The organism is Novosphingobium sp. KA1 (assembly GCF_017309955.1).
Taxonomy (GTDB): domain Bacteria; phylum Pseudomonadota; class Alphaproteobacteria; order Sphingomonadales; family Sphingomonadaceae; genus Novosphingobium.
In genome coordinates, this window is sequence record NZ_CP021249.1 from 159297 (window position 1) to 184377 (window position 25081).

Annotated in this window: 38 protein-coding genes; 12 read left to right on the forward strand and 26 right to left on the reverse strand. The window is 64.1% G+C overall.

From position 1 onward, the window contains the following. Positions 1-26: 26 nt before the first annotated feature. From CA833_RS26305 to CA833_RS26315, 3 genes are all read right to left on the reverse strand, one after another. Positions 27-584: a hypothetical protein gene (locus tag CA833_RS26305; RefSeq protein ID WP_011608057.1), complete on the reverse strand. Its 558-nt coding sequence runs from the start codon at positions 582-584 to the stop codon at positions 27-29. Positions 585-1085: 501 nt separating this feature from the next. Then, positions 1086-1421 carry a single-stranded DNA-binding protein gene (locus tag CA833_RS26310; protein WP_006949404.1) on the reverse strand — a complete coding sequence of 112 codons (336 nt, stop codon included), beginning with the start codon at positions 1419-1421 and terminating at the stop codon, positions 1086-1088. Positions 1422-1902: 481 nt separating this feature from the next. Then, positions 1903-2247 (reverse strand): thermonuclease family protein, encoded by a 345-nt coding sequence (locus CA833_RS26315; RefSeq protein WP_011608058.1) that lies wholly within the window; start codon positions 2245-2247, stop codon positions 1903-1905. A 311-nt stretch (positions 2248-2558) separates the two neighbouring features. Here CA833_RS26315 and CA833_RS26320 point away from each other — a divergent pair, with 311 nt between their 5' ends. Continuing rightward, on the forward strand, positions 2559-2747 hold the full coding sequence (locus CA833_RS26320) for a hypothetical protein (protein WP_011608059.1): 189 nt from the start codon (positions 2559-2561) through the stop codon (positions 2745-2747). Between the two features lie 18 nt (positions 2748-2765). Here the strand turns inward: CA833_RS26320 and CA833_RS26325 are convergent, their stop codons facing one another. Further along, entirely contained in the window at positions 2766-3455 is a 690-nt protein-coding gene (locus CA833_RS26325) for a pentapeptide repeat-containing protein (protein ID WP_011608060.1), read from the reverse strand. Between the two features lie 376 nt (positions 3456-3831). Here CA833_RS26325 and CA833_RS26330 point away from each other — a divergent pair, with 376 nt between their 5' ends. After that, positions 3832-4905 carry a DUF1173 family protein gene (locus CA833_RS26330; RefSeq protein ID WP_011608062.1) on the forward strand — a complete coding sequence of 358 codons (1074 nt, stop codon included), beginning with the start codon at positions 3832-3834 and terminating at the stop codon, positions 4903-4905. Between the two features lie 6 nt (positions 4906-4911). Here CA833_RS26330 and CA833_RS26335 read toward each other — a convergent pair whose 3' ends face one another. The 6 genes from CA833_RS26335 to CA833_RS26360 form a co-directional block, all read right to left on the reverse strand. Continuing rightward, complete coding sequence (locus CA833_RS26335; RefSeq protein WP_011608063.1) at positions 4912-5415, reverse strand: hypothetical protein; 504 nt, start codon at positions 5413-5415, stop codon at positions 4912-4914. Positions 5416-5502: 87 nt separating this feature from the next. Beyond that, positions 5503-6015, reverse strand: a complete 513-nt coding sequence (locus CA833_RS26340) for a hypothetical protein (RefSeq protein WP_011608064.1) — start codon at positions 6013-6015, stop codon at positions 5503-5505. A gap of 46 nt (positions 6016-6061) precedes the next feature. Further along, entirely contained in the window at positions 6062-6553 is a 492-nt protein-coding gene (locus CA833_RS26345; protein WP_092960004.1) for a hypothetical protein, read from the reverse strand. Beyond that, the gene (locus CA833_RS26350; protein ID WP_011608065.1) at positions 6550-6891 is read right to left on the reverse strand and encodes a hypothetical protein; all 342 of its coding nucleotides are present in this window, start codon (positions 6889-6891) and stop codon (positions 6550-6552) included. The genes CA833_RS26345 and CA833_RS26350 overlap by 4 nt, the downstream gene beginning before the upstream one ends. Next, the gene (locus CA833_RS26355; RefSeq protein ID WP_011608066.1) at positions 6878-7342 is read right to left on the reverse strand and encodes a hypothetical protein; all 465 of its coding nucleotides are present in this window, start codon (positions 7340-7342) and stop codon (positions 6878-6880) included. Before CA833_RS26355 ends, CA833_RS26350 begins: the two co-directional genes overlap by 14 nt. 53 nt (positions 7343-7395) lie before the next feature. Continuing rightward, on the reverse strand, positions 7396-8016 hold the full coding sequence (locus CA833_RS26360; RefSeq protein ID WP_092960002.1) for an SOS response-associated peptidase: 621 nt from the start codon (positions 8014-8016) through the stop codon (positions 7396-7398). 97 nt (positions 8017-8113) lie between these two features. Between CA833_RS26360 and CA833_RS26365 the strand changes: the two genes are divergently transcribed. Beyond that, the gene (locus CA833_RS26365) at positions 8114-8305 is read left to right on the forward strand and encodes a DUF6771 family protein (RefSeq protein ID WP_092960000.1); all 192 of its coding nucleotides are present in this window, start codon (positions 8114-8116) and stop codon (positions 8303-8305) included. Positions 8306-8316: 11 nt separating this feature from the next. On the opposite strand, the gene CA833_RS27115 is transcribed toward CA833_RS26365, so the two are convergent. From CA833_RS27115 to CA833_RS26395, 7 genes are all read right to left on the reverse strand, one after another. Further along, the gene (locus CA833_RS27115) at positions 8317-8502 is read right to left on the reverse strand and encodes a hypothetical protein (protein ID WP_238828874.1); all 186 of its coding nucleotides are present in this window, start codon (positions 8500-8502) and stop codon (positions 8317-8319) included. A gap of 9 nt (positions 8503-8511) precedes the next feature. Then, complete coding sequence (locus tag CA833_RS27120; RefSeq protein WP_011608068.1) at positions 8512-8673, reverse strand: hypothetical protein; 162 nt, start codon at positions 8671-8673, stop codon at positions 8512-8514. A gap of 163 nt (positions 8674-8836) precedes the next feature. After that, entirely contained in the window at positions 8837-9373 is a 537-nt protein-coding gene (locus CA833_RS26375; RefSeq protein ID WP_011608069.1) for a DUF736 domain-containing protein, read from the reverse strand. 209 nt (positions 9374-9582) lie between these two features. After that, positions 9583-9990: a DUF6527 family protein gene (locus CA833_RS26380; RefSeq protein WP_011608070.1), complete on the reverse strand. Its 408-nt coding sequence runs from the start codon at positions 9988-9990 to the stop codon at positions 9583-9585. Further along, positions 9987-11186, reverse strand: coding sequence for a ThiF family adenylyltransferase (locus tag CA833_RS26385; protein WP_092959998.1), 1200 nt, complete (start codon positions 11184-11186; stop codon positions 9987-9989). Before CA833_RS26385 ends, CA833_RS26380 begins: the two co-directional genes overlap by 4 nt. Next, entirely contained in the window at positions 11146-11397 is a 252-nt protein-coding gene (locus tag CA833_RS26390) for a multiubiquitin domain-containing protein (protein WP_092959996.1), read from the reverse strand. The genes CA833_RS26385 and CA833_RS26390 overlap by 41 nt, the downstream gene beginning before the upstream one ends. A 96-nt stretch (positions 11398-11493) precedes the next feature. Continuing rightward, positions 11494-11682, reverse strand: a complete 189-nt coding sequence (locus CA833_RS26395; RefSeq protein WP_092959994.1) for a hypothetical protein — start codon at positions 11680-11682, stop codon at positions 11494-11496. 159 nt (positions 11683-11841) lie between these two features. On the opposite strand from CA833_RS26395, the gene CA833_RS26400 reads away from it, so the two are divergent. Genes CA833_RS26400 through CA833_RS26415 form a run of 4 tightly spaced genes read left to right on the forward strand, consistent with a single transcriptional unit; the run spans position 11842 to position 14116 of the window. Beyond that, complete coding sequence (locus CA833_RS26400; RefSeq protein WP_020818060.1) at positions 11842-12054, forward strand: transcriptional regulator; 213 nt, start codon at positions 11842-11844, stop codon at positions 12052-12054. Continuing rightward, positions 12051-12680, forward strand: coding sequence for a hypothetical protein (locus CA833_RS26405; RefSeq protein ID WP_011608074.1), 630 nt, complete (start codon positions 12051-12053; stop codon positions 12678-12680). Before CA833_RS26400 ends, CA833_RS26405 begins: the two co-directional genes overlap by 4 nt. Before the next feature lie 2 nt (positions 12681-12682). Beyond that, positions 12683-13165 (forward strand): helix-turn-helix transcriptional regulator, encoded by a 483-nt coding sequence (locus CA833_RS26410; protein ID WP_011608075.1) that lies wholly within the window; start codon positions 12683-12685, stop codon positions 13163-13165. 18 nt (positions 13166-13183) lie between these two features. Then, positions 13184-14116, forward strand: coding sequence for an ImmA/IrrE family metallo-endopeptidase (locus CA833_RS26415; protein ID WP_011608076.1), 933 nt, complete (start codon positions 13184-13186; stop codon positions 14114-14116). 370 nt (positions 14117-14486) lie between these two features. Here CA833_RS26415 and CA833_RS26420 read toward each other — a convergent pair whose 3' ends face one another. Further along, a complete protein-coding gene (locus CA833_RS26420; RefSeq protein WP_011608078.1) occupies positions 14487-14903 on the reverse strand; it encodes a DUF3768 domain-containing protein in 417 nt (138 codons plus the stop codon). Between the two features lie 108 nt (positions 14904-15011). On the opposite strand from CA833_RS26420, the gene CA833_RS26425 reads away from it, so the two are divergent. After that, the gene (locus tag CA833_RS26425; protein WP_011608080.1) at positions 15012-15500 is read left to right on the forward strand and encodes a hypothetical protein; all 489 of its coding nucleotides are present in this window, start codon (positions 15012-15014) and stop codon (positions 15498-15500) included. Here CA833_RS26425 and CA833_RS26430 read toward each other — a convergent pair. From CA833_RS26430 to CA833_RS26445, 4 genes are all read right to left on the reverse strand, one after another. Next, complete coding sequence (locus CA833_RS26430) at positions 15494-15727, reverse strand: hypothetical protein (protein WP_011608081.1); 234 nt, start codon at positions 15725-15727, stop codon at positions 15494-15496. The genes CA833_RS26425 and CA833_RS26430 overlap by 7 nt on opposite strands. Before the next feature lie 24 nt (positions 15728-15751). Further along, on the reverse strand, positions 15752-16357 hold the full coding sequence (locus tag CA833_RS26435; RefSeq protein WP_011608082.1) for a hypothetical protein: 606 nt from the start codon (positions 16355-16357) through the stop codon (positions 15752-15754). A 10-nt stretch (positions 16358-16367) separates the two neighbouring features. Beyond that, positions 16368-17024 (reverse strand): hypothetical protein, encoded by a 657-nt coding sequence (locus CA833_RS26440; protein ID WP_011608083.1) that lies wholly within the window; start codon positions 17022-17024, stop codon positions 16368-16370. Between the two features lie 103 nt (positions 17025-17127). Further along, positions 17128-17460 carry a zincin-like metallopeptidase domain-containing protein gene (locus CA833_RS26445; RefSeq protein ID WP_011608084.1) on the reverse strand — a complete coding sequence of 111 codons (333 nt, stop codon included), beginning with the start codon at positions 17458-17460 and terminating at the stop codon, positions 17128-17130. Between the two features lie 121 nt (positions 17461-17581). Here CA833_RS26445 and CA833_RS26450 point away from each other — a divergent pair, with 121 nt between their 5' ends. Genes CA833_RS26450 through CA833_RS26465 form a run of 4 tightly spaced genes read left to right on the forward strand, consistent with a single transcriptional unit; the run spans position 17582 to position 22740 of the window. Further along, positions 17582-18715, forward strand: coding sequence for a tyrosine-type recombinase/integrase (locus tag CA833_RS26450; protein ID WP_011608085.1), 1134 nt, complete (start codon positions 17582-17584; stop codon positions 18713-18715). Then, on the forward strand, positions 18715-20490 hold the full coding sequence (locus CA833_RS26455) for a site-specific integrase (protein ID WP_011608086.1): 1776 nt from the start codon (positions 18715-18717) through the stop codon (positions 20488-20490). The genes CA833_RS26450 and CA833_RS26455 overlap by 1 nt, the downstream gene beginning before the upstream one ends. Next, positions 20487-22313: a hypothetical protein gene (locus CA833_RS27125; RefSeq protein ID WP_238828876.1), complete on the forward strand. Its 1827-nt coding sequence runs from the start codon at positions 20487-20489 to the stop codon at positions 22311-22313. The genes CA833_RS26455 and CA833_RS27125 overlap by 4 nt, the downstream gene beginning before the upstream one ends. Then, entirely contained in the window at positions 22300-22740 is a 441-nt protein-coding gene (locus CA833_RS26465) for a hypothetical protein (RefSeq protein ID WP_011608088.1), read from the forward strand. The genes CA833_RS27125 and CA833_RS26465 overlap by 14 nt, the downstream gene beginning before the upstream one ends. 5 nt (positions 22741-22745) lie before the next feature. Here CA833_RS26465 and arsH read toward each other — a convergent pair whose 3' ends face one another. The 4 genes from arsH to CA833_RS26485 are packed head-to-tail and all read right to left on the reverse strand — an operon-like array spanning position 22746 to position 25081. Then, on the reverse strand, positions 22746-23498 hold the full coding sequence (gene arsH / locus CA833_RS26470) for an arsenical resistance protein ArsH (RefSeq protein WP_011608089.1): 753 nt from the start codon (positions 23496-23498) through the stop codon (positions 22746-22748). Further along, on the reverse strand, positions 23495-23923 hold the full coding sequence (arsC, locus tag CA833_RS26475) for an arsenate reductase (glutaredoxin) (protein ID WP_011608090.1): 429 nt from the start codon (positions 23921-23923) through the stop codon (positions 23495-23497). The genes arsH and arsC overlap by 4 nt, the downstream gene beginning before the upstream one ends. Next, the gene (locus CA833_RS26480; protein WP_011608091.1) at positions 23913-24593 is read right to left on the reverse strand and encodes an MIP/aquaporin family protein; all 681 of its coding nucleotides are present in this window, start codon (positions 24591-24593) and stop codon (positions 23913-23915) included. The genes arsC and CA833_RS26480 overlap by 11 nt, the downstream gene beginning before the upstream one ends. Then, positions 24590-25081, reverse strand: a complete 492-nt coding sequence (locus tag CA833_RS26485; protein ID WP_176705061.1) for an arsenate reductase ArsC — start codon at positions 25079-25081, stop codon at positions 24590-24592. Before CA833_RS26485 ends, CA833_RS26480 begins: the two co-directional genes overlap by 4 nt.

Sequence of the window (25081 nt, forward strand, 5' to 3'; positions counted from 1 at the left end):
GCGTCGCTTGCCGCTCGACGAAGGATTCAGGCCGCGAAGAGTTCGCCCTGTGGGTTGGTAACACCCTGGCCCTGCCGCCGCTGCTGCGCGGGCTTGCGCAGCAGCGCTAGCACGCCCGGCTTGACCACATAGACCGCATGGCGTCCGCCGCCGCGGTTCTTGTGGTTGGTGGCGTAGCCCGCATAGTGCCGGGTCATCAGGCCGGCGCGGACCAGATCGGAGATCGCGCGGCTGACATTGGCGCGACCGACAGCCTGGACCTGCTCCTCGACCGCCGCGTCGATCCGCGCCGCATCGCGCATGGCGTCACCGGTGAGCCCGTCCTTCAGTGAAGCGGCCACGCGCGCGCGCAGCGCAGCGCGGCGGGCGGGCTGTTCGCTCATCGGCAAGAGCTGGGAACAGAGCCATTCGCGCAGGAGTACAGGCACGCCGCCTTGCGCCACGAACGGCCCGGCCTGCCCTCGCCCGTCGGCAATTTCTGCAACCAGCTGGAGGACGAGAAACGCGTAGCGCGGGCGGTTCGAGGCTTCGACCAGGACCGCGTAGATCCCACCGACGCCAGTGATTTCTTGGGCTCGTTCCATCGAACAGTATTGAGCACAAAAGGTGAATCCTGTGAATCCCCTTTGTGCCTTGCGCTGTCGTTTGTCGCCCGTGACACTTCGCCCAGCGGCGCCGCCGGACTTGCACGGCTAGTCGCGTCAAACCTTGTCTCTCGGCCAATCTAGGACCCAGGCTGGCAACATCGACGGGCCGCCCTCAGCGCTTGTCACGCGCGCCATGCAACATGACACTCCGCCCGAGGGCAAAGTGTCACAGATGCCATGCCTGGAGGGGCGCAAGCCCAGACCCGGCGGGCAAAAAAATGGGGCCAGCGTGAGCCAGCCCCTTGGAAAGTTTTGGGAGAGGATGCCTGAAAGGCACCCTCCATATGGGTTTGCACGCTCCATGCTGCAAGTGCGAAATAGACGCCGCGCGTTGCCTTTTTCGCAACCGGTGTTTCGCCCGTCGCAGCGTCTACATGAGTGATGGGGGGCTGGCCTCGGCCCAATGGGAGGCGGCAAGGCCGCCTCCCGGGCCCGACGTCAGAGGAAGAGGACTTCCTCGGCGACGATCTCGACCGCGTAGCGTTCGACGCCCTCGCGGTCGGTCCACTTCGAGTAGTGGAGGCGGCCCTGCACCTCGACCAGGTCGCCCTTCTTCTTGTGCTTGGCGACCGAGGTGCCGAGGCCGTTGAAGGCAGTGACCCGGTGGAATTCGGCGAGGGTTTCGGTGTAGCCGGCCTCGTTCTTGACCGTCTTGCCGTCGACCAGCTTGGGGCGGTCGGTGACGAGGGTGAAAGAGGTGATCGCGGTCTCGCCGGCGTGGCGGGTTTCGGGAGCAGCAGCGATGCGGCCGATCAGGATGACGAGGTTCTTCATGGGGTATTCTCCGTGGCTTGAACTCGGCGGAACCGCCCGCCGATGAACACCACAGGCAGGGCCAAAGGCCCGGGCCCGCACCGAACGCATGTGAGGGGAACCCAAAAGCGAGGAGTGGTGCGGCAAGCCCAAAGGGCTTCACGGTCCGCTGCTTCTGGGTTGCGGCCAGGGACTGGCCCTGCAGGGTTCATCGGCAAACGAAGGGCGGTTTCGTCAGGTCAGGCCCAGCGGATGCCCGCAAAGGCAAGACCCGTCAGCCTCGGCCATTTCGCCGGAACCTGCTCCCACCCGCCAGCGCCCGCGGCAGCGGGCATTGCCTTCCTCGCCACCGACTCCATGCCGGTCAAAGACGCGTCGGGTCACAGAAGGGCCGCCCTCCGGCCCTCCCCGTTCAGCGTTTCGGCTACGGCTAGGCCCCCCGGTCTGTCGCAAAAGGAGGCGTCCGCAGGCGAGCAAAGCTCGCCACCTTCGATAGGGACCATCAGCGCCAGGGCCTCGCGAGGCCTTGCGCGACCAGATAGTCGCCGGCGTCCACGCCGTTCACCGTGACCGTGGCGAGCGTCCGCCCATAAGGGTCGGTGCCGAGCCGCGTGATCATGACCCGTCCGCGCGACAGCAGCCGCGCGAGTTCGACCCGCGAGGCTTCACCCGCTGCAAAGTCGCACCAGGCGTAAGAGCGCCTTCGGTCCTGACACTTGGGGCTGTCGGGAAGCTCGGGTGCATCGATATTGGCGATGCGGACCCGCTCGCGGCCGCAGCGGATCGTGTCGCCGTCGTGGACAGAAGGTGCGAGGCAAAGGGCGGCGGCGGCAAGAATAATCGGCATGGACCGGAGCCTAGCGCCCTCGCCCGCCCGCGCCAACCAGCCTTGCCGACTCCCCCACTGGCCCCGATCGTCACCCGCAGGGCCGGCATCCATGCCGGCGAGCTTGGGTGGGCGGCGGTGCGACAGCGCCGACGTGCGCCTTAGCGAGTAGAGCGGGTTGCCCCCAGCCCGCGCGGGGCGCGGGCGCCGGGGTGCCCCTCCCCTTTACCACCTCGCCAAATCCCGCCAAAATCGGTATGCTCGCCCCCCAGCTCAACCTGTCCGGCCCCGCTGCCGCAGGCAGAGCCACCCGAAGGGAAGGATCCCGGCCCATGGCTGATCCACAGCAGATGCCCAGCGCCCTGCAAGTCGCGCGCGCGATGACGCAGGTCCTGCGCACGAAGCTTGCCGTGTACGGTGCGGAAGAGATCACCCTCACCCGCGAGGAAGCGGCTCTGTGCCTCGGCCTGGCCGAGGGCATAAGCGAACACCTGGAACTGGAAGAGGGCGGCGCACGCTGAGGCGGGCGGTCCCCGCCCCTAACGGACGTTGAGCCCGAGTTCGCCCAGCAATTGCCCGGCCTGCTCGCGCGAGATCGTCGCTCCGCGAAACAGCCCACCATCGACCAGGCGAAGCCCGCCAAGATCGGCGCCGCGCAGGTCCGAGCCTTCGAAGCGCGACCCGGCGACCAGCGCCTCGCGCAGCGAGCAGGCCTCGAACACCGTCATGCGGAAATCGCCCTTGCGCAGGTCTGCACCCGACATATCGACCCGGCGCAGGGTCTCCTTGCGGAACGAGAACCCGGGCAGCTTGGCAGAGACCAGCAGCACTTCCTCGAAATGGATGTGCATGGCGCGTGCTTCGGTGAAGTCGGCGCCAGTGAGCTTCGATCCCACGAAACGCGTCGCGGTCAGGCCCGCGCGGCGCATCACGCAATTGTTCCAGTCGCCGCCGATGAACTCGGCTTCGCTGAGGTTAGCACCGGCGAAGTTGGCGAACGGTCCCCGGCAGGACTGCCAGACCGTGCCTTCGAGCTTTGCCCCCGACAGGTCGCTGCGCCGCAGGTTGCAGCGTTCGAAGCGCCAGCGGGTGAGATCGAGGCAGGAAAGGTCCGCTTCCTGGAGGTCGCAGTCGATGAGCGTGCGCGGCGCCGCGCCGATCAGGCGCTTGATGTCGCTGCGAGTCAGCACGGCGCCGGTAATGGGCTGCGAGGCGAAAAGGTCGTCCATCCAGGGACCGGTAGCGCCAGTCATGCGCCCGCACCAGCAAGCCGCGGACGGCCTCCACGGTTGCGCAGCCGCCGGTGCGAGGCGCGTCCCCGGCGAGCTTGCCGCGATCTCACGGCTATCATAGACTGACCCCAGCGCGCCCACCCGGGGCCGCGAAAACCTGAAGGAGATGCGCGAGAGGTCGAACGGGCAGCGTCGATCGCGAGAAATTGGAGCAGACCCCAATGATCCAGCGATACCGTGTGCTCGGCCGCAGCGTGGCCGAAGGCGATGAACTTCAGCCCGTCTTGCGCGAAGCCTACGAGCGCAAAGTCCCGGTCCATTGCGAATGCCGTAAGGGCTCCCCCTCTACATCTCGCACCGGCAGACCGGCTACGTGCTCGCGCGCTGGCCGGGCTCGGGCGCGCGCCATGCGACCGCCTGCGATCACTACGAGGCGCCCGATTACCTCACCGGCATGGGCCAGGTGCGCGGGAGCGCCGTTCTGGACGATGAGACGAGCGGCGAGACCAGCCTGAAGCTCGGCTTCCCCCTCTCGCGCGGGGCGGCCCGGCTCGCGCCCGCGGCGCTCACCAACGACAAGCCGACGGTAAAATCGTCGGGTCAGAAGCTCTCGATGCGCGGGCTGCTGCACGTCCTCTGGGACCGGGCCGAGCTGACGCATTGGCATCCGAAGATGGCGGGCAAACGAACCTGGTTCGTGGTGCGCCGCGCGCTGCTCGAGGCGGCAGCCAGCTGCCGGGCCAAGCAGGAAGCCCTGTCCCACGTGCTGTTCGTACCCGAGAGCTTTAGGCAAGAGGAGAAGGAGGAAATCCGGGCCCGCCGCCGCGCGGCCCTCGCCCGGGTCTATGCCTCACGCGACGAAATGATGGTGGTCGTGGGCGAGATCAAGGAGATCGTGGCCGCGCACGGCGCCGAAAGGATCGTCCTGCGCCATGTCGGCGACATGCCGTTCGTGATGGACCAGGACATGGCGCGGCGCTTCCACAAGCGGTTCGCGGGCGAGCTCGCATTATGGCAGGCGCAGGATGGCCCGAACGGCAAGAGCGGGCACCTGATTCTCGGCGGTTCGTTCGCGCGGCGGCGCGAGGGCACGTTCGATCTCATCGAGGTCGCGCTGATGCCGGTGACGGCGGAATGGCTGCCCTATGAGACCAGCGATGAACGCTATCTCGTCGGCAAAGCAGTCGCGGAGAAACGGCGGTTCATGAAGGGCCTGCGCGTCAATCTCGACCTCGACACGCCGATCGCCAGCCTGGTGCTCAAGGACACCGGCGAGGAAGCAAGCGCCATCCACATCCACGACCGCGACGACGAGGTGGCAGAGCCGCTGGAAGCGCTGCTCGCCGGGCAAGGCGTCGCGCACCTGCTGTGGAAGGAAGGCGAGCCGCTCCCGGCCCGCGTCAGCCGCGCGCCGCGGCGAAACTGGGACGCGCAGCAGGCTGCCTGAACAGGGTCAGTCGCTCTCGCGCGGCAGCGGCCTCAACGGCAGCAGATCGAGACGCCGGGACGTGTCGCAGGCCGCGCGCAGGGCTTGGAGGCGCGCCGCGACTTCGCCCTCGTGCTGGGTGATCTCGATGCGATTGAGGCCAACGATCGTCCAGACCGGCAACTCGGGCCGCTCGGTCACGTGGACCGAGTAGGCGATGGGCAGCTTGTCGGGATAGAGCCACAGCAGCAGCACGGGCAGCGCGGCGAGGTTGGGCTTGCCGCCCGACGCAGCGAGTGTCATCACGCCCCGGTCCTGGTCATACCGGCAGGTGATCCCGAGGGGTTGCGGGTGCCCGGCAAGGCCGAGGATCGTCTCGCCTGGCCGAGCCCCGAAAACCGCCTCGAGCTCGGCGGGCGGCGCGGCCTCGGCGTTCTCAGCCACCTCGGCGAGGAACAGTTCGACCGCGGCAAAGCGCGCGGCCTCCTCGCGGGTGCAGGCAAGTTCGAGCGTGAGCGTGATCGAGGACATGGCTGGGACTTTCGTGTTGCCGCGCGCCGACGCGTCCCGTTGCCAAGGCAAGGGACAGAACGGCGGACAGGCGTGGAATTGAACGGGTCAGAGCACGAGGTGGCGCTCGACGTGCGAGCGTTCGCGCGGCCTCTGGAGGTTAAAGACGGGGACGCCGTGGCTGGCGGCGATGCGCAGCGCCTGGCCGGTGCCGCCCGAGGCCTCACCGTCGGCGGTCCAGCACAGCACGAATTCCGCGGGGCTATCGAGGCTCACTCCCAGCACCTGGAACACGTTGCGGGTGTGGAGCGCCTGGACGAAAGCCGAGAGCCCGGCAAAGGCCGGATGGTGCGCGGCAGCGATCAAGCGCGCCCTCCCCCAGAGCTCGGCCCCGAGCGTCCCGGGATGAAGCGCACTTGCCGACCCGCGCCAGCCCACCGCCGGCAGGAAGATCTGCGCAGAGGGGCCTGCCCCGCGTTCGAAGGCGCTGTCGGCGCCGATCGCGTGGCCCGAGCGCAGGACATAGCCGCGCTTGGTGAGCGCGAAGGCGGCGTGGGTCATCAGGCTGAGGATTGCGGGCGGCGTCGCGCGCGCACCGATCCCGGCATAGAAGCGAGGCATGGGCTTGGACTCCTTTACGGAACGCCCAGCCCCAAGCCCCCTCCCCTTACCCCGTGTCGGCGGCGGCCAGAGTGGCAGGCCCGTAGGCGGCGAGCAGGTTGCGGTGGAGCACCGCGTTCTGCGCCGGGAAGAAGCTGCCGTCGGCGTTCGCCCGGGTGATCTGGAGCGCAGCGGCGACCACCTCGCGAAACGGCCGCATCACCGCACGCGATCCCTCGTAGGTCACCGGCTGCGGAAATCCCGCCGCGATCCAGGTGGCCGGTTCGACAAGGTTTTCGAGCCAGGCCTGCGCGTCGTCGGGCAAGGGCGATTCCGCCGAGACCAGCCAGAGCGTCCGGTATGTCCCGAAATCATGGGTATTGGCGACCATGGCAAAGCCGAGCGGCAGGGGCGGCTCGCCGTTGAGGGCAATGATCGCGGCCTTGTAGGCGAGCAGTTCGAGGGTGTTGGCCGCGGCAAAGTCGGCGCATTGCCCAAGCTGCGCGCAGGGCTCGTCGGCGGGACCGGCGCCGAGTTCGAGAATCCAGTGCCGGCTCATGACGCGGCCCCCTCGAGGCTGTCGGGATACCAGGCGAGTTCCACCGCGTCCGGATGGGCGGCTTCGAACTCGGCGATGCGCGCATGGGTGATGAGGCCCGCACGGTCCCTCACCCCGACGTAGCCGCCGTAAAAGCGGCCGCCTGCAGCAACGAACTGGGCGTGGATGTCCTCGCACACCGCCTCGGAGACGAAGAAGCCCGGCACGCCGGCGATGTGCGCCGGCGGCAGGACGCCAAGCATGTCGTCGAAGAAGGCCTCGCTCACCCGCGAGAGCGGGAAGCGGGCGAGCACGACTTCGCGTGAGGAGGCCAGCAGGGCGGCGTCAATTGCGGTCATCGCTCGACCCTCCAGCGATCACGAAGGCCGGGATGGTCTGTTCGGCGCGGGCAATTTCGCGCTTGAGATCGCGCAGCCGGGTGAAGTTGTTGATCCATGAAGGAGGGAAGAGGACGTATTCGTCTTCGCTCGCCGTGTAGTCGCGCATCGGACCTTGCCCATCGAACAGGATGATTTCGGGGAGATAGGCGCCGAGACAGCCACCCGACCAGCGGCGGAACGGCAGGCCGTGCTCGGCGCAGAAAGCGTCGATCTCGGGGATCTGCCCGCCGTTGAGCTCGGTGCCGTAGAGCTCGAGCGGCTCAGCCTCGGGCAGCACTGCCGGATCGAAGGGTTCGCCGTCCCACTCCGTGCGCAGGTCATAGTCGGCGGCGTGCGACGCGAAGGCTTCGAGATGTTCTCGCGGCAGTGCGCCGCCGATGGTGATGTGGACGGGGGCTCGGTCGCCCATGGGCTTGGGTCCTTTCGCTTGGGTCTGATCCGACCGGCGAAGCCCCCCTCCCCTCAGCCTGACGTCGCCGCGGACCTCCCGGCACCCCAGCGCTCGGCTCTGCGATCGACGGCGAGTTCATTGGAACAGGTCTGGCACAGCGCGAAGGCTTCGGCGGGTGTGCCTGCGAGCCATTGCTCCCACTTTTCTCGGGCGAGGACGACGGGCATGCGGTCGTGTACGTCGGCCATCTGCGGGCAGCCATCCACCATTATCATCGAATAGGCCGCGCCCCACTCCTCGGTCGCTCGCCACAGGCCGGCGACGGCAACGACCTCCTCGCCCGCCAGCGAATACCAGGTCCGGGTCATCTGGCCCTTGATGCCCTCGGCCTCGGCCCAGGCGGTCACCGGGATCAGGCAGCGGCGGCGCTCGAAGCTCGGCCGCCAGAACGAGGTGCCGAGCTTGTCCTCGCGCGCGTTGTTGACGGGCTTGGGCTTGAGTGGCTGACCGTTCTTGCCCTTCAGGACAAGCGGAAAACCCCAGGTCATCACCCGCGTCTCGCCTTCGGCGACGACGAGGCCGGGATAGCCCGGGTAGACCTCGGCGGCGAAGTTCGCGCCTGCGCCGCTGCTCGCGCCGAACAGTCGGGCGATTTCTGCAGGGGCCTTGGTCATGCGGTACAAGTTGCACATGCCTTGATGCTCGGCGGACCGCCCTGCCCTGTCAATCAGGACAAACAGCGGCGCCCGCTGTCTTGCAAATATGTTCTTCCTATGTGCTCTTACCAGCATGGAACGAATCGATACGTCTGCTGTCGCTCATGCGATCCTGGACGCTCCGGGCTGGGCGCGGGTCGGCATCACAGCCCCAAGCTCCTGCATACGCGAGGATGCCGCGCTCGAACTCGGGCGCGTGATTGCCGATGCGGTCGACGCGCCGGCGAGTGCGCCGTCATCGGAACAGTCGATCCTGCCGCTCTGAAGCCCGCCAACTCAGCCCGCCGGGCGAGGGAGCAGCGCCTCGATCTGCGGGTCGAGCGGAAATCCGAAACGCCGGGCGATCTCGGCAGCGTGTTCGAAGTCGGCCGCGCTGACGTGGAGTGAGCGGGCGAGATCCGCGAGCGTGTCGCCCTCGCGTGGCGCAGAGAGGGCATGGAGATTCCCATGCGCCAGTGTCACCGCGAACGGTCAGGTCATGGCGATGCCGATAACCTCCTCGGTGAGGACGACCATCGTATCGCCGGTGTGGATGGCCTCATCGCACTGGACCGCGTCGTAGGCGTTGCCGGTGCTCGCAAAGGCGTGGTGGCGCCGGGTGGTGAAAGCGAAGCGTTCGCTATCGGTCAGCATTGTGGATCTCCGGGTAACTCCAGGCAAATGAAGAGGCGGAACGCCGGGCGGGGGGGGCAGTGCCGGCGTTCCGCCTCAGGCCGCGCGGCGGGCTTATCCGCGGCCTTTGCACGGGAACGGGGACCCGCTTGGAGTCCCCGCCGGTTGGAGTTGGACTTGCCGATCAGGCGTCGACGAGCGGCGGCAGCGCGCCATCGTGTTCGGCGCCGTCCTTGGCATTGGCCCGGACGCGCTTGGCGGGCGGGGTCGCGGTGCTGTCACCCAGACCGTCGTCGTTTCGGCCATCGCCAGCCTGTTCGCCGCCGCGGTCGCTGCCACCGGCATCGTCGGCCGGGAACATGTCGCTCTCGCCGTATTCTGCCGAACCGAGCTGCGTATTGCGGCGGCGCGGACGCTGCCAGGCGATCGCCATGGTGCCGTCCTCGCGCGGGAAAGCGGCGATATAGAGCGGCTGCGCCATCGACGGATCGTCGATCTTGCCCTGGTAGAAGCTCTCGCCGGTCGAGTTCGAGGAGAGTTCGAAGAGCGCACCGACGATCACCCAGCGGCGCTGGTCGTTGAGCGCAACGATCTCGTAGCGGGGTGCGCGGGGGTTGCTGGAGGTCACTGGCCTGAGGCCGATGGTGCGGGTGATGGTGAGCGTTTCGACAGAGCCGATCAGCTGGCCGTTGGCGTTCTTGCGGATTTCACCGATGTTCATGGACGTTCTCCTGGATGGATCGATTGCGACCGAACCCCTTGTTCGATCACTCTCTTCCCACCCCCCTTCCCTCCCGGCCGTCAGGCCGAAGCTGCGGGCGCTGCCCGCAGAGGTGTCCAGGACCGCTCAAGCGGTGTTTTCAGACAACGCTATGACCGAAGAACCAGAGACGAGGACGTTCAATGACAACGATGAGTGTAATACGGATTCTACCTTCCAAAGATCGATTTAATCTGATCAGCCAATGCCAGTGCTGCCTTCCACAGACGGGCAATCCAGGATTTTGGCTTGGCGTCGTTGGCGACATGGCGCAAAATCTGTTTCTGCATGAGCGATTTCGCCGCTTCGGTGCTAAATGCATCCAGCCATTCGACCTGTCCGGCTGAGATGACATAATGAGATTTGCAGGGACCATCGCACACTGCGATGGAAGGGCGGATCGTGGCAAACCCGTCGTCGCAATAGACTTGGTGGCTATCGGGAACGAGAAGCGTGATCCGATGGCCGCAGCCGCAAGCACAGAGAAGTCCGGCGAGCTCGAATTCCTCGCTGTGATAGACAGTTTCAGGCTCCAGCTGCTTAGGGATCCGATCTACCGCTTGATAGGCAAACTTCATTCTAACCCCCCAAAGCGATCAAGATCAAAAGATGCCGTCTCAAAAGTGTAGGCGATGGCATCGCTTAATCGGTCATAAAACTCAAAATGCTGCTTGAACCGGATCACGGCGAATATCGCGTTGAGCGCATTGAGTTCGGCGACTTGCGCCTGCTTCCGATACTCTCCATTTTCTGGATTCGTCGTTGGCAGATAGGGTGTATTTACCGATTGCTCAAATGCAGCGCGATCCGCTCCGGTGATCCGAACGACGCCATTCAACCCAATGAGTGAGCGATTGAGGCCCATGCCACAATCAACGAAGGGAATGGCATTTGCACTCAACCAGTCGACGATGGCGAGCCGCGACGGCCCGTCGTCAATCGACACAAAGACAAAATCGAACTCACGCAGGCTCTCGATATTCTCGGAGGTGATGCGCTCCGGGATCGGGACGATGCCACAATGCCAATTGGCATAATGTTGCGCCAGCGCGTCAACCTTCTTCATCCCGACCGCCCGATGGATGAAGCCGGGGATCCTAAAGAGCGTGTGAATATGAACCTTATCGTCGTCGAAAAGCCCGATCTTTTCGAGATGCGTGCGGGCGATGAAATCGAGGATGTAAGCTCCTGTGCCGCCGAGGCCAATGATTGCTACCTTTATGCCCCTCAACCGCGAAGCCACGTCGTTGAGGTGGTAGCGTGACGACATTGAGTCTGGAATGCGCAACGGACTGTTCTGCGCCGCGGCTTTGATTTCTATGCCCCGCAGCGGACTAGCATCGGGGAAAGCTGCCATCGCGGGTGCAACGATCACATCGAGATAAGTGCGCACCTTTTCTTCAAACGACCGATATGGGCGCATTGCGCCAGACTCGAGCAATTTGAACGAAAAGGAATGGTTGCAAACAAAGCCGTCAGCCACCAGGACGGTAGCCGCGCCACCGCCCAATCGCAGCGCCCGCCCGTTCTGGTCGTGCGGACGGCATCCCTTGAACCAGGCCTGATGGTCGCTTGGGGCATCGATGACCCAGTTATTCAGATCGACTGGACTTGCCCAATCGCCATATTCGAGCTCACCGGCGCTGTTGAGGCACGGTAACCCGTAGATGACGAAATAGGCGTTGACGAAGTCGAGGTGATAGCCCTGTTCCTCCAAGTCCCGGATGAAAGGATTATGACTCGCCAGTTCCTGAAACTCTGAAGCGCATTCCATCTTTAACCATTACCTCCTGACCTGGCGCGAGGGTGCCGCTGATGTTAGCGGAGTGGCCGCGTGAATATTTGATGAGATACTCGGTTGAAGAGGCGCCGCCGTCCTGAAGGTAGTAGGCGACGACCTCGTCATATGAGATTTTCGTCTTGACCACTTCGTGGTCGTCTTGGTTGACGATGATGGTGACGGTCTTTTCCGACTTTTCAGACATGTTTTGAATCCAATGCAAGGGTTGGGTGTTGCGGCTTCGGAATCGGACCAAGGCTCCAAAGCACTTTGGCCGGAATGGGGATGAATCGTCGGTTCATCAGGAATTCGGGCTATCGCGCCCGTCGGGTTCACGGGCGACGCCTTTGAACGGCTTGCCGTCCTGCTTCACCTCCATGAAGTGTCCGGTGCGCTCGTTCCGTTTCTGATAGTTGCCGTCGGTCCGCTGAAATTGGGTGCGAGCGGTAACAGCGCCGCGACGGAAGTCATTTCCTGTGTTCTTGGCCATGAGAACGATTCCCTTGTTCAAGCCTGCGATTTAACCCGGCTTGAGATTGATCGCCGGATGGCGTGGATATGATAGCTAGTTTTTAGCTAGTCAAGGGCTATTTTTTGATTGACATTTGCGCAGATGTTGTGTAGCCCTACTCCCGCTGAAGGAGGCGTAATGGCTGCCAAGAAGACGATGACGCTCAACCTTACGGATGCGGAAATGCACGCACTCGAAGGCCTTTGCGACAAGAAGGATTTGAGCAAGACGGCTGTGCTGCGTCAGGCATTACGGCTCTATCAGCTTGTTGAAGCTCGTGTTGAAAAGGGCGACAAGCTGTTTTTCGAAGACGAAAAGAGCAAAGAAAAAGCGGAAGTCATGATGCTATGACCGCCGTGATCAGTCCGATCGCACTCTTGAACGCGACGAACGGCAAGCTTGAAGAAGCCGAGCTCTGGGATGCGATAACCGAAAAGCAGCTGGGTGACTGGGAAGCCGAATGGATCCCGGAGCTCTTCAAGGCGATCCAGAAACTGCACCGCGCCGGTGTCGAGCGGGTGCATTGGCCGCAAAGTCGGCATTGGAACTGGCGTCAGAAGACCCGGGCTTTGCAGGGCATGTTGGCGCATCCCGGCTTCAGCATCGTGTGCAACGGAACCACCCAGGGCATGATGATCGTGGACATCACAACGCATCGTTGCCGGGTTGAGAGCCAAAAAGGAAAGGACCTGGTTTATGTCGAATATGTTGAAAACGCGCCGTGGAACCGCCCCGAGCTCGCCGATCCGCCGCTCTATCGCGGTATCGGCAGTATTTTGATCAGGGCTGCTATCGCACTCAGTATCGAGGAGGAGTTTAAGGGAAGGATTGGCTTACACGCTTTACCGCAGTCGAATGGCTTCTATGCCAACACCTGCGGCATGACCGATCTTGGCATCGACGCAAGCTATCATGGTTTGCGCTATTTTGAGATGACGCCGGAGCAAGCCGAATCCTTCATCGCCAAAGGAAATTAGCCATGAAGATCGAGATCTCCAAGGATTGGTGTCTCAAGATGGCATCGTTAGAAGGTTACACCGAAATTGGTGCCGGCGTCACCGCCGCCGATCCGCTTTTTGATGGTGAGGCAGAAACGCAGAATGTTGGCGAAGATGAGCCGAGCATTGCTTTTGGTCGCTTTGTCCGTCTCATGCGGCGCAACAAAGGATTGACGCTCGAGGAACTTGCCGAGCAAGCCGACATTGACGTCGCCGAACTCGTAGAGATTGAGGACGACGTTCGTCACAAGGCTGAATTGCGGTCCGTTTATCAGCTGGCCAATTATTTTCAGGTTCCGCGTGGGAACCTGATGCAGGTGGCCGGTCTGACGACACCCAAGAATGACAACCTCATTCATGAAGCCGTTCGCTTTGCTGCGCGATCTGAGCCTGTGGCAGCGCTTAGCCAGGCTGAACGTGCTGCATTGGAGGCGTTCGTCACAGTTTTGAGCGAACGGGACTGAACGTCAAGGAGCAGGCGGTTGAGCAGAAATCGACTTTTATCTGAGAGAACCGCCCATGATATCGACGCCCGCGTCGAACGGGTGTTGAAGGGGCTCGGGAATCCCGAGCCCCCGCTCCGGCTCGAAGACGTGCGGCATTTGCTCAAGCTCGATCTCAAATTCTACACGGCGAAGGATCCGAGCGTCGCGCAGGAGGCGATCAGCCGGATCAGAGTCGCCACGCTTCAGGTTTTCAATCGTCCGGCACTCATCCTGGACGCCATCCACAAGTGGTCCTTGAAGGCGCTGTATCTGCCCGATCGCAAGCGTATCCTGCTTGATGGCGACCTGCCGATCAAAAAGCATCGGTGGAACGAAGCGCATGAAATCGGTCACAGCCTATTGCCGTGGCACGAGGATGCGATGCTTGGCGATAACAGCCACACCCTCTCGCCCGAATGCCATGAGCAGGTCGAAGCCGAAGCCAATTTTGCCGCAGGCCGCCTGCTGTTCCTGCGCGATCGATTTACGCAAGAAGCCCTATCGATGTCGCCGACCATCGAAACCGTGAAGAGCCTCCACGGCGTTTTCGGCAACACGCTGTCGACGACGCTATACCGATTCGTCGAGACTGCGGGCGTTCAAACTCCACTGGTCGGGATAATGTCCGGCCATCCACACGTTTCTCGCCGCAAGCCGGACTTCGATCCAGCGAATCCCTGTCGGCATTTCATCCGGTCATCGGCCTTTCCCAAACACTTCGGAAAAGTAGACGAGTTAGAGCTTTTCAAGGCTGTCGCTGGATATTGCGGAGCACAGAGCGGCGGGCCACTCGGCAGTTGCGAACTGGTGCTAATCGACGACAATGGCGATCAACATCGCTTCTATTTCGAGACATTCTTCGCCTATTGGGACGCACTGACGTTAGGGGTGTACGTTAAGCCTGAAATTCAAATGGTTGCTGCTGCATAGCTGGAATATCAACTATCCAGTCGTTTGGCAGGCGGGGAGAAGGATGATCAGACGCAGCCATTCCCGAGCAGCCCTGAAATCAATCGACTCAACCGCTGTGGAGGGCTCGCGCAGCCGTTGCTTTGGTCGCCTCGAAGCCGACTGACCAGTTCCATCGGAAGTTCAGCGTATGGCGATACCTCAGTCTGAAGCTCCTCGACCGTAACAATCTGTCTGGGCTGGCCACCACGCCAGTGCCTCACATCAGGATCGCGGCCAACCTCGGCGACGCCGAATACCATCACAAAAAACGTCCCCAGCCCCAGGTCCCACCCGACCGCGACCTCGAAAATGTCCGAGCGCTCCGGCAGCGGTCTTAGCGAATACCGGCTCATCGCCTCACCAGTCGCTTGCCAACATAATCGTGACGACGCGGAAGCTCTGCTGCGCGTCCCACAGTGTCTCCGACCCCCCAGGCGAACGTCCCGTCGTTGGCATAGACATCGATCTTCCAGAAGATCTTGTACCCCTGGAACTCGACCGCGCCGAAGTCGCGCTCGCCATGAGGATCGTTCCCCGGCTCGATCGGCGTTTCGTTGATAAGACGGCGCAGCGCTGCCTGACCCAGCATCAGGCTGGCCTGGCGTGCGCCGGGGTCTTCGGCGTCGCCAGCACGAATGTCGGCCAGCGCCCGCGTGAACACAGTGCGCGAAGTGGGCAGTGAACCCGCGCGGGCCGCGTCGTTGAGCCGGGCGATCTCAGCAGTGTGGTCGACGCCGGCAGGTGTGGATGAAGCAAGTGCGGTCATGGGTTCTACCTTTCATGATTGATCCCCCGCTGAGTTCCCCCTCCCCTCCGCTGTCCGGTTGACGGGGCCTGAACGTTCACGCTACGTTCTTTTGGAAAGGATCTCGCCATGCCCGCTCCCAGCCACCTCGACCATTTCGATCTCGACATTGGCCTGCGCGATGCGTCGTGCGACGAGAACCTGCCGCCAGTGCGCCGGGCGATCGCCGCGCTTTGCATCGGGGTCGGCGTGGACGATGCCTACCTGTCAGTCCGGGAACTGCGCGAGGCAGTGTCGCTGGTGCATGAGAACGCCCCCGGCGGGCGGGCAAAGCTCGCGGGCATCCTCAGCACCCAGTGCGACGACTTCCAGCGGGCGATCTATTACTGCCTCGCCGGGCGCGGCGTGGTCGAGATGGCCGAGGCGATGGATTGGCTGCTGACGGTCCTCAAAGCGCGCGGCCGCACCGCGGCCTGGCTCAGCCGGATGCGGGTGCGGCGCAAGGACCTCGTTTCGCCCTACGTGGCTGAAGCACCTGACGGGCCGCTCGTGTCGCCAAGTCCCGATTTCGAGCTCGGGCAATCGTGGTTCGTCGAGCGCGGACCCGAGCCCTACTGATCCTCGGGCTCGTCATCGTTGCAGGTGACGACCCGCGAGACGGTGCGCCCCGGCGCTGCCTTGCTTGCCAGAACCACGCGGAAGGGCTGCAGCGGATTGCCGGTCTTTACCACGGCGGTGTCGCCCTGGACGTGCTCGGCGACCCGGGTGGCGATCCGGTTGGCGTTCTCGATGCTGCAAAGGCGCGCTCGCTTGGACGAGCGCTGCGGTGGGGCGGGATCGGTCATGGCGCTACTCGCTTGGGTGCCGGGTCACGAAGTTGACGGGGCACCGGGTGGCGGCACGATCGTCCACGCCCGGCTCATCAGCTTGCTGATCTTCACCCCAACCCCGTCGCTGACCCGGCGCAGGATCGTCTTGCGGCCCGACTGGACCACGCGGAAGCTGCGCTCGCTCTGCCCGTCGGTGAAGGTCAGCGGCTCGGCCAGCACCAGCATATCGCCCGGTGCGGGCTTGCGGCGCGTGGTCAGGGCGAGGCGCTGGCGGCAATGCTCGCGCCACTGCGCGGCATATTCGTTGCCGGGCGGTCCCAAGAGGTCGAGGATCGAGGCCGGGCAGTCGTAACTGTAGGGGCCCATCGTTTCGGTCATATCCTTGTAGCCAAACTCCTCGCCGCTCTTCGCGCCGGGGTTCCATTTGACGAGGCAGATGATCGCGAAAGTTTCGTGCGGGGCTTCAAGATCGTAGCTCTGGCAGGCGGCATAGTAGGCGCCCGAACGGACGGTGGATTTGAGGACACGCAGGCCGGTCGCCCGGCCCTTGTCAGGGTCGGGCGGATAGGTGCACTGGTTGTCGAGATAGGCCTTCGGCGTGGCGAACGGAGCCATGCCGCCGCGAGACATGAACAGCCAACCCATGGCGGTTCTCCTAGACGAGCGCCTGTTGGCGCGGATTGATGGAAAGGCCGGTCTCGCGGACGACGAGCGCGCGGAAGCTGTGCGGCGCGGCAAGGACCGCGATGTCGCAAAAGTGATTTCGATCGCCGAGGTAGTCCTGGCGGCCTTTGCACCGGCGGAACATGACCTCGCGGCCCGGATGGATGCAGGGGATCGAGACCTGGATGTAGATCTCGTCGCCGTGGAGCGTGATCTCGCCCGAGACCGCAGGGCCGGCGAAGTTGCTGCGCAGATCGTACTGATCTGGCTCGAGACCGAGATGGCGCGCCGCCACCCGCAATGCCGAGCGGGCTTCGCGGTGGAAGGCGCGCTTGGCTTCGGGATCGTAACCGATGCCGCGGCGGGCGAGCGCGACCAGCGCGGGCTTCAATTTCAGCTCGTCGATCTTGGCCAGGCACTGCCGGCGCAGCGGCAGGTCTTCGGCAAAGGTTTCGTCGGGCGCGTGGCCCAATGCGATGCGCCCGACGTGACGCGCGAGCAGGATCGTCGCGGGATCGCGCGCTGGGTCGATCCCGGCGTTGCGCGCGTCCTGCATTGCATCGACCACGGCCTGGGTGGCGGTGGCAATGGTTGCGAGCGCGTCGGGCTGCAGGGCACGGCGATAGCGGAAGTCGAGATCGTAGTTCATCGGTGAAATCTCCCTTTGCGCCCCCTGGCGCATCGGGCTCCCACCCCCTCCCCTTCCCGCTCGCGCTGCGAGCGGGCCAAGTGCCTCGGCTTCCCGGACACCGTCAGGCTGCCTCCTTGAGTTCGTCCGGCAGGGTCGAACCGAGCGCCGGATCGAACTGGCGAAGCCACTTGACCGCCTGCTCGGCCTTGGCCGCCGCGTGGAGGATCGCGGTCTTGTCGCCGCGCAGGATCTTCATCCAGTGGTGGATGTAGGAGGCGTGGCTGTCGTGGAGTTCGTTGGGAGGGCCGTATTCGGCGCAGAGGGTGGCCTGGCAGAGCGACGCGACGATTTCTTCGAAGGCATAGGCATCGTCCCCGAAACGCTTGCCGAACTGGCGATTGAGCCGCTTGGCCGACCCTGTGGCGTGGCCAAGCTCGTGGTAGGTCCCATCCATAACGTGTCCTTTCTGTCCTCTTCTGCCAATCAAGCAGGACACATGATCCGAGCCCCCTCTTCTCTGCCGGACAGGGAGGGCCCGAGGGCCCTCCCTGTCCGGTCGCAATCTTGGAGTTGGTATGGCGCAGCTGTTGTTCTCGACGCCTGCATTCCGGCCCGACGGATCATCGGTGGAGAATGTCCCAATGCTGCTCGACGCCCGGATGCGGCTCGTCGAACCGGCCTGCGCATGGCTGATGCACGTTGCTTTGGTGCGCGGCAGGACGAGAAGTCCGCAGACTTGGCGGACCTATGGTGAGGCCCTATACGACTGGTGGCAGACGCTCGAAGCCAATGGCTGGATGTGGAACGAGGTCGGACCGGGCGAACTCTCTGCCTATCGTGACCAGATGCTCCGGCCACGCGGCGGCACCGGGAGGCCGCTGGCGCGCAGCACCATCAACGGGCGGCTCAGGACCATAGGGCGATTCTACCGCTGGAGCGTGGCGACCGGACTGATGAAGCAGGTCCCATTCGTGAGCCAGGAAATCGAGCTATCTCGAAGTCGTCCGCAGGGATACCTAGCGCATATCGATGCAACTGGCGGCCGGACCAAGGCGAACGAGCTGACCATGCGGCATGTGCCGATGTTGCCGCGCCCGCTCGCGCCGGAAGCGATCCGGCGTATCATGGCCGCGATGTCGGTGCGCGACCGGCTGATCGTCGAATGGGCGGTGACCACCGGGATCCGCCGAATGGAAGTGGCGGGCCTGACCGTTCGTCACCTGAAGCGATCGGGCAGCGAACCGATGATCCCGGTGCAGATCGACGAAACCAAGGGTGGGCGTTCGCGGATGATCTATCCCCCAGCCCCGCTGGTCGATCGTACCCGTGCCTATGTCCGGGAAGAGCGAGCCGTCCTGATCCGTCGCACTGCGGTAAATCGAGCTGGCTGCGATCCAGATGCCATGTTCCTGACCTGCCGGGGGCAACCAGTAAAGCCGCGCCGGGTTGGAGCGATGTTCGCGGCCGCTGCCGAAGCTGCCGGGGTGAACGCGACGTTCCACGCGCTACGACACACCTTCGCTGCAGCTATGCTGCGGTTCCTGCAACGCGAAGCCCAGAACAACCCCGAACTCAATCCGCTGCTCACGCTGCAGGTGCTGCTTGGCCATGCCGATCTGGCGACGACGGCGGTCTACCTGCGCGTTGTCGAGACCGACCTGTCGGTGATCGAGGCCTCGGTCGACGACCTCTACGCGGCGCTGCTGTAATGCCGCGCCCGCAGAAGGACTACCGGGTAGCGCCATCGCCTGAGCCGCTGATCGGCAATCCGGGCGCGCTCATCGTCAATGTCGTCGATGTCGACGGCCAGCTCGAATGCGCGTTCGACTTCGCAGTCTTCGCCGCTCGGCCCGCTATGGCAGCGGAATGGGCGCTCGCGTTCCGGCATCACTACGCCGTCAGGCAACCCGCCAACAGGGCAAACGCCTATCGCCACCTGAAGCTATGGTTCGCCTTCCTGGGTGAACATCATGCCGTTGTTGTGGCAACGCGCGACATCGATACCGGCGTACTCAATGCCTTCATCGTCTGGCTCGGCACCAGGCACTGGAGCAAGGGTACGCGCTACTCCGTGTGGTCGATCATCAAACAGCACCTGGCCTGGCTCAAGCGCAACCGGCCCGATCTGGTCCATCCCGATCTCGACATCCCGTTCAACCCGTTCCCCCGCAAGAATGCCGAAGCGTGCCAGCGCGACGTACTGAGCCGCGATGAAATGGAACGGGTGCTCGCCGCCGCGCGCAAGGACATCGAGGCAGCCTGGGCCCAGTTCGAGGAGGGGCGCGCTATGCTCGCCCGGGTCAACCGGGCGGCCATTGCCGCCGAGCCCGACCTCGCCAAGCTCGATCTCGACGATATCGGCGTGATGCTCGCGGTGATCGACGACCGGTTCGGCGGCATACCGCCCAAGGTCAACGACATGCTGCGCAAGGGAGCTGGCCTCTGGCGGCTTCACTTCGCGACGATACACCATGGTGGTGTGGGCGGGATCGCCGGACGGCTGTTCGCGCTGCCCGACACGATTGTCGCCTACATGATCGCGATCGGTGCCCAGACCTACGCCAATGCCGAGGCGCTCCGGCTGATGCAGCGCGACTGCCTGAGCGAGCATCTGCTGCTCGAGGGTCGGGTCATGGTCAGCTGGCACAAGGGGCGCGCGGGGCGCGAACAGCGGCGCAGCTTCATGCGAGACAAGAGCTTCTCGGTGCCGGTGCTGATCGAGCAGGTGCTGGCGATGACCGAAAGGCTGGTGCCGCATGCGCCGCAGCGGGACCAGGGAGCGCTGTTCCTCACCGGCATGATCGCAGCCTCGCGCGCAAACGGAGTGATCCCCTGCTATATGGCTTCCAAGCTGACCCGGCGGTTCGTCGAGCGGCACGGCCTTGTCGGCGACGATGGCAAGCCGCTGAAGCTCACTTTGGCGGCGCTGCGCGCGTCGGGCCTGACACTCGCACATGAGCGGCTCGGGCACGATATCCTGAAAACCCAGGCACTCGCCAATCATGCCAATCCCGATACGACCCAGCGCTACGTGGACCGGCCCCGGGTCCGGAAGGCGCAGGCGTTGGCGATCGGACGGTTACAGGCTCGGTTCGTCGAAGTCGTCCGCGGCAATGCCGACAGTCCGCAAAAGTCCGAGCCCGTCCCCGACCTGCGCAATGCAACCGCAGCCGGCTTCATGTGCCGGGATCCCCTTGCGGGCATTGCCCAAGGCCAGCGTAAAGGCGAGCTCTGCACGGCTTGGCTTGGTTGCTTCACCTGTCCCAATGCCGTGATACCTCTTGATGAGGAAGTGCTGGTTCGCCTGCTGGCGACGCAGGCCGCGCTTGCAGATGGGCGTTCTGCCATGGTGCCCGAACGCTGGCGGCTGCTCTATGCACCCAAGCTCGAAATCCTTGAGCGCGAGATTCTACCCCGGTTCCCCTATGCGATGCTTGAAGCTGCCGCACGGAAACCTCTGCCACCACTGCCGCCGGTCGAATGACCCCGCGCCCCCGCCCGATCGCACAGTCGTCCACATGGGAAGAAGCACCACTCTCACCTTGGGGCCGGTTCGGAGACGATGAATGGCTGCTCGATATCCGCACCGCAGGTCGCCGGGCGGATCAGAACCGGTTCAACTGGGCTGTGCCGCCACCGGAAAGCTCAAAGATCAGCGCAGGTGATCATGGTCGCCTGATCCGCGCGACGAAGCACTTCCTCTGGTCTATGCACTACGATCCTCCATCTGGACGCAAGCGGTCGTCACCGGCGTCGATCCATCAGAAAGCGATGGTGCTGCGTTCGATCGTGGAATGGATGGCGAAAGAAGGCCTCGCGCGCTTCGCCGAGATCGACCCTGACGCGATCGAACGGCTCTCCATATGGCTTCGCTGTCGTCCGTCGCGTGCGGGCAAGGGTAATATCGCGACGGCCACGATCACCAACTATCTGCTCGCGATCAAGGATCTCTACCGGCAACGGGGAAAGCTCGACGATGCGCCGCAGGTCAATCCCTTACCGCTGGAAACGACCTATGAGGCTGCCGGCCACACCCGCGCAACAAAGGGCGCGATACCGTTCATCCCCGAGCCGCAAGCGATCGCTATCCTGGCCGAGGCCCTACGGTGGATCGAGGATCATGGCGATACGATCGTGATGGCCGAAACGATTCGCCGCGATGCGCGAGCGCAAGGGTTGCTACGCGGAAAACGCCAGGCATCGGATTACGTCCGGGCTGCGCTGAGGCTCGCTTCGCTGGTCGGCCCGTCGGGCGAAGCGCTTGGCGGCGCCTATGCGGTTCGCCACGCCGCCACCCACCTCGTCGAAGCCTGCTACATCGTGATCGCGGGCTTCGTCGGCATGCGGGTCAGTGAAATCCTGTCGATGAAAGCCGGGGCAATCGAATATCGCCCGATCGGCGAGAGCGGGGTCAATCAGGCCTATGTGGTGGCAAGGCTGTTCAAGACGGTCGACGATCCCGATGGCCGCGTTGAGCGCTGGGTGGCACCGGCGCCAGTCGTGCGCGCAGTCGATCTGCTCGAACGGCTGAGCGCGCCGCTTCGCGAGACCTCGGGCCGCGAGGAGCTGTTCCTGGTGAAGAACACGCAGTTCGGCGAGATCGTGCCGGTAACGCATATGCACATGTCCTTACGCATCAACAACTTCGCACGCCACGTTCATGTGCCCGATCATGACGGCAAACCATGGCCGTTCAGCACCCACCAGTTCCGCAAGACCTTTGCGCGGTTCGTGGCGCGTCGCGACCGCACACAGCTGCTGGGCCTTGCCGAGCACTTCAAGCACGCCTCCGTCGCCATGACTGCGCGGGGATACGTCGGCAGCGACTTCGACCTCCATAGCCTCATTGACCACGAAGCCCGCGCCGAAACCGCAGCCGCCCTCGACCGGTTGCTCGCTGCCAAACGGCTTGGCGGCAAGATGGGCGAACGAATCGTTGCCGGCAACGCCCGCTTCCGGGGCCGCGCGGGCGAACAGGTACGCCGAGACTATGTAGCGTTCATCTTGGAAGAAACGGACCTTCGCATCCATGCCTGCGATTATGGCTGGTGCGTGTTCCAGCAGGAGACATCCCGATGTGGTGGCGAGCTGCAACCGGACGAGGCTGGACGCGCGCCGGCGGTCTGCCTGACATGTGCGAATATGGTGATCGAGGCGAAGCACGCAGGATACTGGCGAGATCGCCGGAGAGGTAATGCTGCGCTGCTGCCCGACGCCAATCCCATGACGGCTGCGGTGCTGAACGAAACGATCGGACAATGCGAGCGGGTGCTCGCGCAAATCGGAGATGACGATGGGCAAGATTGATGCGGATCCACGCAGGCACTCCGCAGCAAGGAGTTATCGGGCGGCGCTGGCACGACTGGCGCGCGGCGAAGGACGGCATCCCGACCACGCCGGACGAGTTGTACGGATCACGCCGGCGTCGGTTGCGCGCGAGGCCGGGCGCAGCCGCAACCCACTCTACGCGACCCACCGCGACATCCTCGATGAAATCGAAGCTGCGGCGCATGCTGACGTGCCAGTCCGCGATCTCGCTGCCAGGCTTGTCGAACTCGAAGGCGAACTGGTCCGGCTGAGGGCCGAGTCCCGACTTCACGGCGAGGAGCGCCGCGAGCTTGCCAGTGAGAACCTGACCTTGCTTTACCGGGCGCGCAGTGCGGAGCAAAGACTGGAGACACACCTGCGGCGGACTGGAGGCGTCCCCGCGCAGGCAGCGGCGCAAACCGGATAGGTCGCTTAGCCTGCGAGGGCTGCTGTCTCCACCGGTGTATCGACCGGGCAGTCGCGATCGACCCGCTCCGAGTAGCGATCTACCAGCTGTTCAGCATGGGGGCGCAGGAGGACCGTGAAGCGCACGAGCTCCTCCACGACATCGACAATCCGGTCATAGTAGCTCGACGGCTTCATCCGGCCTGCCTCGTCGAACTCCTCGTAGGCCTTGGCGACGCTCGACTGGTTGGGGATGGTGAACATCCGCATCCAGCGGCCGAGCACGCGCAGAGTATTGACGGAGTTGAACGATTGCGAACCGGCGCTGACCTGCATAACTGCAAGCGTTCGGCCCTGTGTCGGGCGCAAGCCCTTGTAGGCAAGCGGCAGGTGGTCGATCTGCGTCTTCATGATACCGGTAATCTGGCCGTGGCGTTCCGGGCTGCACCAGACCTGGCCTTCCGACCAGAGCGAGTGTTCGCGAAGCTCTTGCACCGCGGGATGGTCGTCACCTGAGACCTGGTCGGGGAGCGGAAGGTCCGACGGATCGAAGATGCGGGTCTCGCACCCGAAAAACTGGAGCAACCGCGCCGCTTCCTCGACTACCAGACGAGAATAGGACCGCTCGCGCAAGGAGCCATAGAGCAGCAGGATACGCGGCGGCGGATCGAGCTCACCAAGGCCCAGTGCCGGCCGGAGGTGCGCATAGGTGGGCTTGAGGGCCGGCAACCGGTCAGGCTCGGCGAGTGTCCGCAGCCGCGCGTATGGCGCGCCGGTCATGCGACGCGGTTCCCTTCGCCATCGACAACCGGTTCGCCGTCTTCCTTGGCAAATGCGGCCTGCTGGCGCTGCGGCAGGAGATCGAGCACCTCTTCGGACGGGCGGCAAAGCTTCACGCCGAGAGGCGAAACCACGAGCGGGCGGTTGATCAGGATTGGATGAGCCATCATCGCGTCGATCAGGGTGGCATCGCTCAGCGTCTCGTCGGCGAGGCCAAGATCGCCATAGGGCGTTCCCTTCTCGCGCAGAAGTGCACGCGGCGTCATGCCCGCACGGTGGATCAGGCTCTCGAGCAGTGCGCGTGATGGCGGGGTCTTCAGATACTCGATGACATGCGGTTCGAGACCGGCATTGCGGATCATGGCCAAGGCGTTGCGGGAGGTTCCGCACTCGGGGTTGTGGTAGATGACAATATCAGACGTCACGCAGGGCATCCTCACGCAGATCGGCTTCGGGGAAGAGCAAGTGGGCCACGCCGAGCGCGACGAGCGCGCCGACCAGCTGGCAGGCGATAAAAGCAGGTGTGTCCGAAAGGGCGATCCCGGCAAAGGTATTGGTCAACGCCCGGGCGAGCGTTATCGCGGGGTTGGCGAAGCTCGTCGATGACGTGAACCAGTAGGCCGCAGTTATGTAGAGTGCGACCGATGCGGGCACCGCCTGCGGGCGGTGACGCAGGGTACCGAGAATGGTCAGGGCCAGTCCGAAGGTTGCAACCAGCTCGCCGACCCATTGCCCCACTCCGGTGCGGGCCTTCGTTGAGATCTGGATCAGATCGATCCCGAACATGATGTGCGCCGCCCAGACTCCGAGGATCCCGCCCGCGAGCTGCGCCGCGACATGCCCTAGCGACTGACGCGTATCGAGCACGCGTAGCAGTCGGAAAACCAGCGTCACCGCCGGGTTGAAGTGCGCGCCAGAAATCGGGCCGAGCATGGTGATAAGCACATAGAGCATGGCGCCGGTCGCGGCTGTGTTGCCAACGAGGGCAAGCGCGACGTTACCGCCAGCGAGGTTCTCAGCCATGATCCCAGAGCCGACGACGGTCGCGAAGAGCATGAAACTGCCAACGGCCTCGGCCGCGATCGCGCGCTTCAAGCCGCGCCCTCCATGCGACCAAACTCGGCAAGGTGATCGGCGAGCTCGCGGGGATCGAGCTTCTCGAACGGAAGCGCCAGAAACGCCGCGACCCTTGCGGTCAGTGCCAGCCATGTTGCCTCGAACGCGGCGTCGACCTCGGCTTCGCTGCCTTCGGCGTCGGCAGGGTCGGGAAGCCCCCAGTGCGCTCTGATCGGCGTTCCTGGAAAAACCGGGCAGGCCTCGCCTGCGGCATTGCCGCAGACGGTGATCGCAATATCGATCGGCGGCGCGTCGGGACCGGTGAACTCGTGCCAGCTCTTTGAGCGGAAGGAGTTCGTATCGATCCCGCGCCGTCCGAGCAGGCGCAGCGCGCCAGGATGCGGCACGCCCTTGGGCCTACTGCCAGCGCTGTACGCCTTGACCCGACCTGCGCCCAACTGATTGAAGATTGCCTCGCCCAGAATCGAGCGGGCTGAGTTGCCCGTGCAAAGTGCCAGAATGTTCAT

Bases quoted from the DNA above. Each gene is read 5' to 3' on its own strand.
- CA833_RS26390 (WP_092959996.1), bottom strand. From the start codon at position 11,397: ATGTCTGAAAAGTCGGAAAAGACCGTCACCATCATCGTCAACCAAGAC.
- CA833_RS26385 (WP_092959998.1), bottom strand. From the start codon at position 11,186: ATGGAATGCGCTTCAGAGTTTCAGGAACTGGCGAGTCATAATCCTTTC.
- CA833_RS26435 (WP_011608082.1), bottom strand. From the start codon at position 16,357: ATGGGTTGGCTGTTCATGTCTCGCGGCGGCATGGCTCCGTTCGCCACG.
- CA833_RS26420 (WP_011608078.1), bottom strand. From the start codon at position 14,903: ATGACCGCACTTGCTTCATCCACACCTGCCGGCGTCGACCACACTGCT.
- CA833_RS26405 (WP_011608074.1), top strand. From the start codon at position 12,051: ATGACCGCCGTGATCAGTCCGATCGCACTCTTGAACGCGACGAACGGC.
- CA833_RS26345 (WP_092960004.1), bottom strand. From the start codon at position 6,553: ATGAGCCGGCACTGGATTCTCGAACTCGGCGCCGGTCCCGCCGACGAG.
- arsH (WP_011608089.1), bottom strand. From the start codon at position 23,498: ATGACCGGCGCGCCATACGCGCGGCTGCGGACACTCGCCGAGCCTGAC.
- CA833_RS26310 (WP_006949404.1), bottom strand. From the start codon at position 1,421: ATGAAGAACCTCGTCATCCTGATCGGCCGCATCGCTGCTGCTCCCGAA.
- CA833_RS26325 (WP_011608060.1), bottom strand. From the start codon at position 3,455: ATGGACGACCTTTTCGCCTCGCAGCCCATTACCGGCGCCGTGCTGACT.
- CA833_RS26485 (WP_176705061.1), bottom strand. From the start codon at position 25,081: ATGAACATTCTGGCACTTTGCACGGGCAACTCAGCCCGCTCGATTCTG.
- CA833_RS26445 (WP_011608084.1), bottom strand. From the start codon at position 17,460: ATGGATGGGACCTACCACGAGCTTGGCCACGCCACAGGGTCGGCCAAG.
- CA833_RS26455 (WP_011608086.1), top strand. From the start codon at position 18,715: ATGCCGCGCCCGCAGAAGGACTACCGGGTAGCGCCATCGCCTGAGCCG.
- CA833_RS26360 (WP_092960002.1), bottom strand. From the start codon at position 8,016: ATGTGCAACTTGTACCGCATGACCAAGGCCCCTGCAGAAATCGCCCGA.
- CA833_RS26350 (WP_011608065.1), bottom strand. From the start codon at position 6,891: ATGACCGCAATTGACGCCGCCCTGCTGGCCTCCTCACGCGAAGTCGTG.
- CA833_RS26365 (WP_092960000.1), top strand. From the start codon at position 8,114: ATGGAACGAATCGATACGTCTGCTGTCGCTCATGCGATCCTGGACGCT.
- CA833_RS26315 (WP_011608058.1), bottom strand. From the start codon at position 2,247: ATGCCGATTATTCTTGCCGCCGCCGCCCTTTGCCTCGCACCTTCTGTC.
- CA833_RS26400 (WP_020818060.1), top strand. From the start codon at position 11,842: ATGGCTGCCAAGAAGACGATGACGCTCAACCTTACGGATGCGGAAATG.
- CA833_RS26465 (WP_011608088.1), top strand. From the start codon at position 22,300: ATGGGCAAGATTGATGCGGATCCACGCAGGCACTCCGCAGCAAGGAGT.
- CA833_RS26340 (WP_011608064.1), bottom strand. From the start codon at position 6,015: ATGCCTCGCTTCTATGCCGGGATCGGTGCGCGCGCGACGCCGCCCGCA.
- CA833_RS26355 (WP_011608066.1), bottom strand. From the start codon at position 7,342: ATGGGCGACCGAGCCCCCGTCCACATCACCATCGGCGGCGCACTGCCG.
- CA833_RS27120 (WP_011608068.1), bottom strand. From the start codon at position 8,673: ATGCTGACCGATAGCGAACGCTTCGCTTTCACCACCCGGCGCCACCAC.
- CA833_RS26375 (WP_011608069.1), bottom strand. From the start codon at position 9,373: ATGAACATCGGTGAAATCCGCAAGAACGCCAACGGCCAGCTGATCGGC.
- CA833_RS26380 (WP_011608070.1), bottom strand. From the start codon at position 9,990: ATGAAGTTTGCCTATCAAGCGGTAGATCGGATCCCTAAGCAGCTGGAG.
- CA833_RS26425 (WP_011608080.1), top strand. From the start codon at position 15,012: ATGCCCGCTCCCAGCCACCTCGACCATTTCGATCTCGACATTGGCCTG.
- CA833_RS27125 (WP_238828876.1), top strand. From the start codon at position 20,487: ATGACCCCGCGCCCCCGCCCGATCGCACAGTCGTCCACATGGGAAGAA.
- CA833_RS26430 (WP_011608081.1), bottom strand. From the start codon at position 15,727: ATGACCGATCCCGCCCCACCGCAGCGCTCGTCCAAGCGAGCGCGCCTT.
- CA833_RS26440 (WP_011608083.1), bottom strand. From the start codon at position 17,024: ATGAACTACGATCTCGACTTCCGCTATCGCCGTGCCCTGCAGCCCGAC.
- CA833_RS26305 (WP_011608057.1), bottom strand. From the start codon at position 584: ATGGAACGAGCCCAAGAAATCACTGGCGTCGGTGGGATCTACGCGGTC.
- CA833_RS26335 (WP_011608063.1), bottom strand. From the start codon at position 5,415: ATGTCCTCGATCACGCTCACGCTCGAACTTGCCTGCACCCGCGAGGAG.
- CA833_RS26410 (WP_011608075.1), top strand. From the start codon at position 12,683: ATGAAGATCGAGATCTCCAAGGATTGGTGTCTCAAGATGGCATCGTTA.
- CA833_RS26395 (WP_092959994.1), bottom strand. From the start codon at position 11,682: ATGGCCAAGAACACAGGAAATGACTTCCGTCGCGGCGCTGTTACCGCT.
- CA833_RS26320 (WP_011608059.1), top strand. From the start codon at position 2,559: ATGGCTGATCCACAGCAGATGCCCAGCGCCCTGCAAGTCGCGCGCGCG.
- CA833_RS26450 (WP_011608085.1), top strand. From the start codon at position 17,582: ATGGCGCAGCTGTTGTTCTCGACGCCTGCATTCCGGCCCGACGGATCA.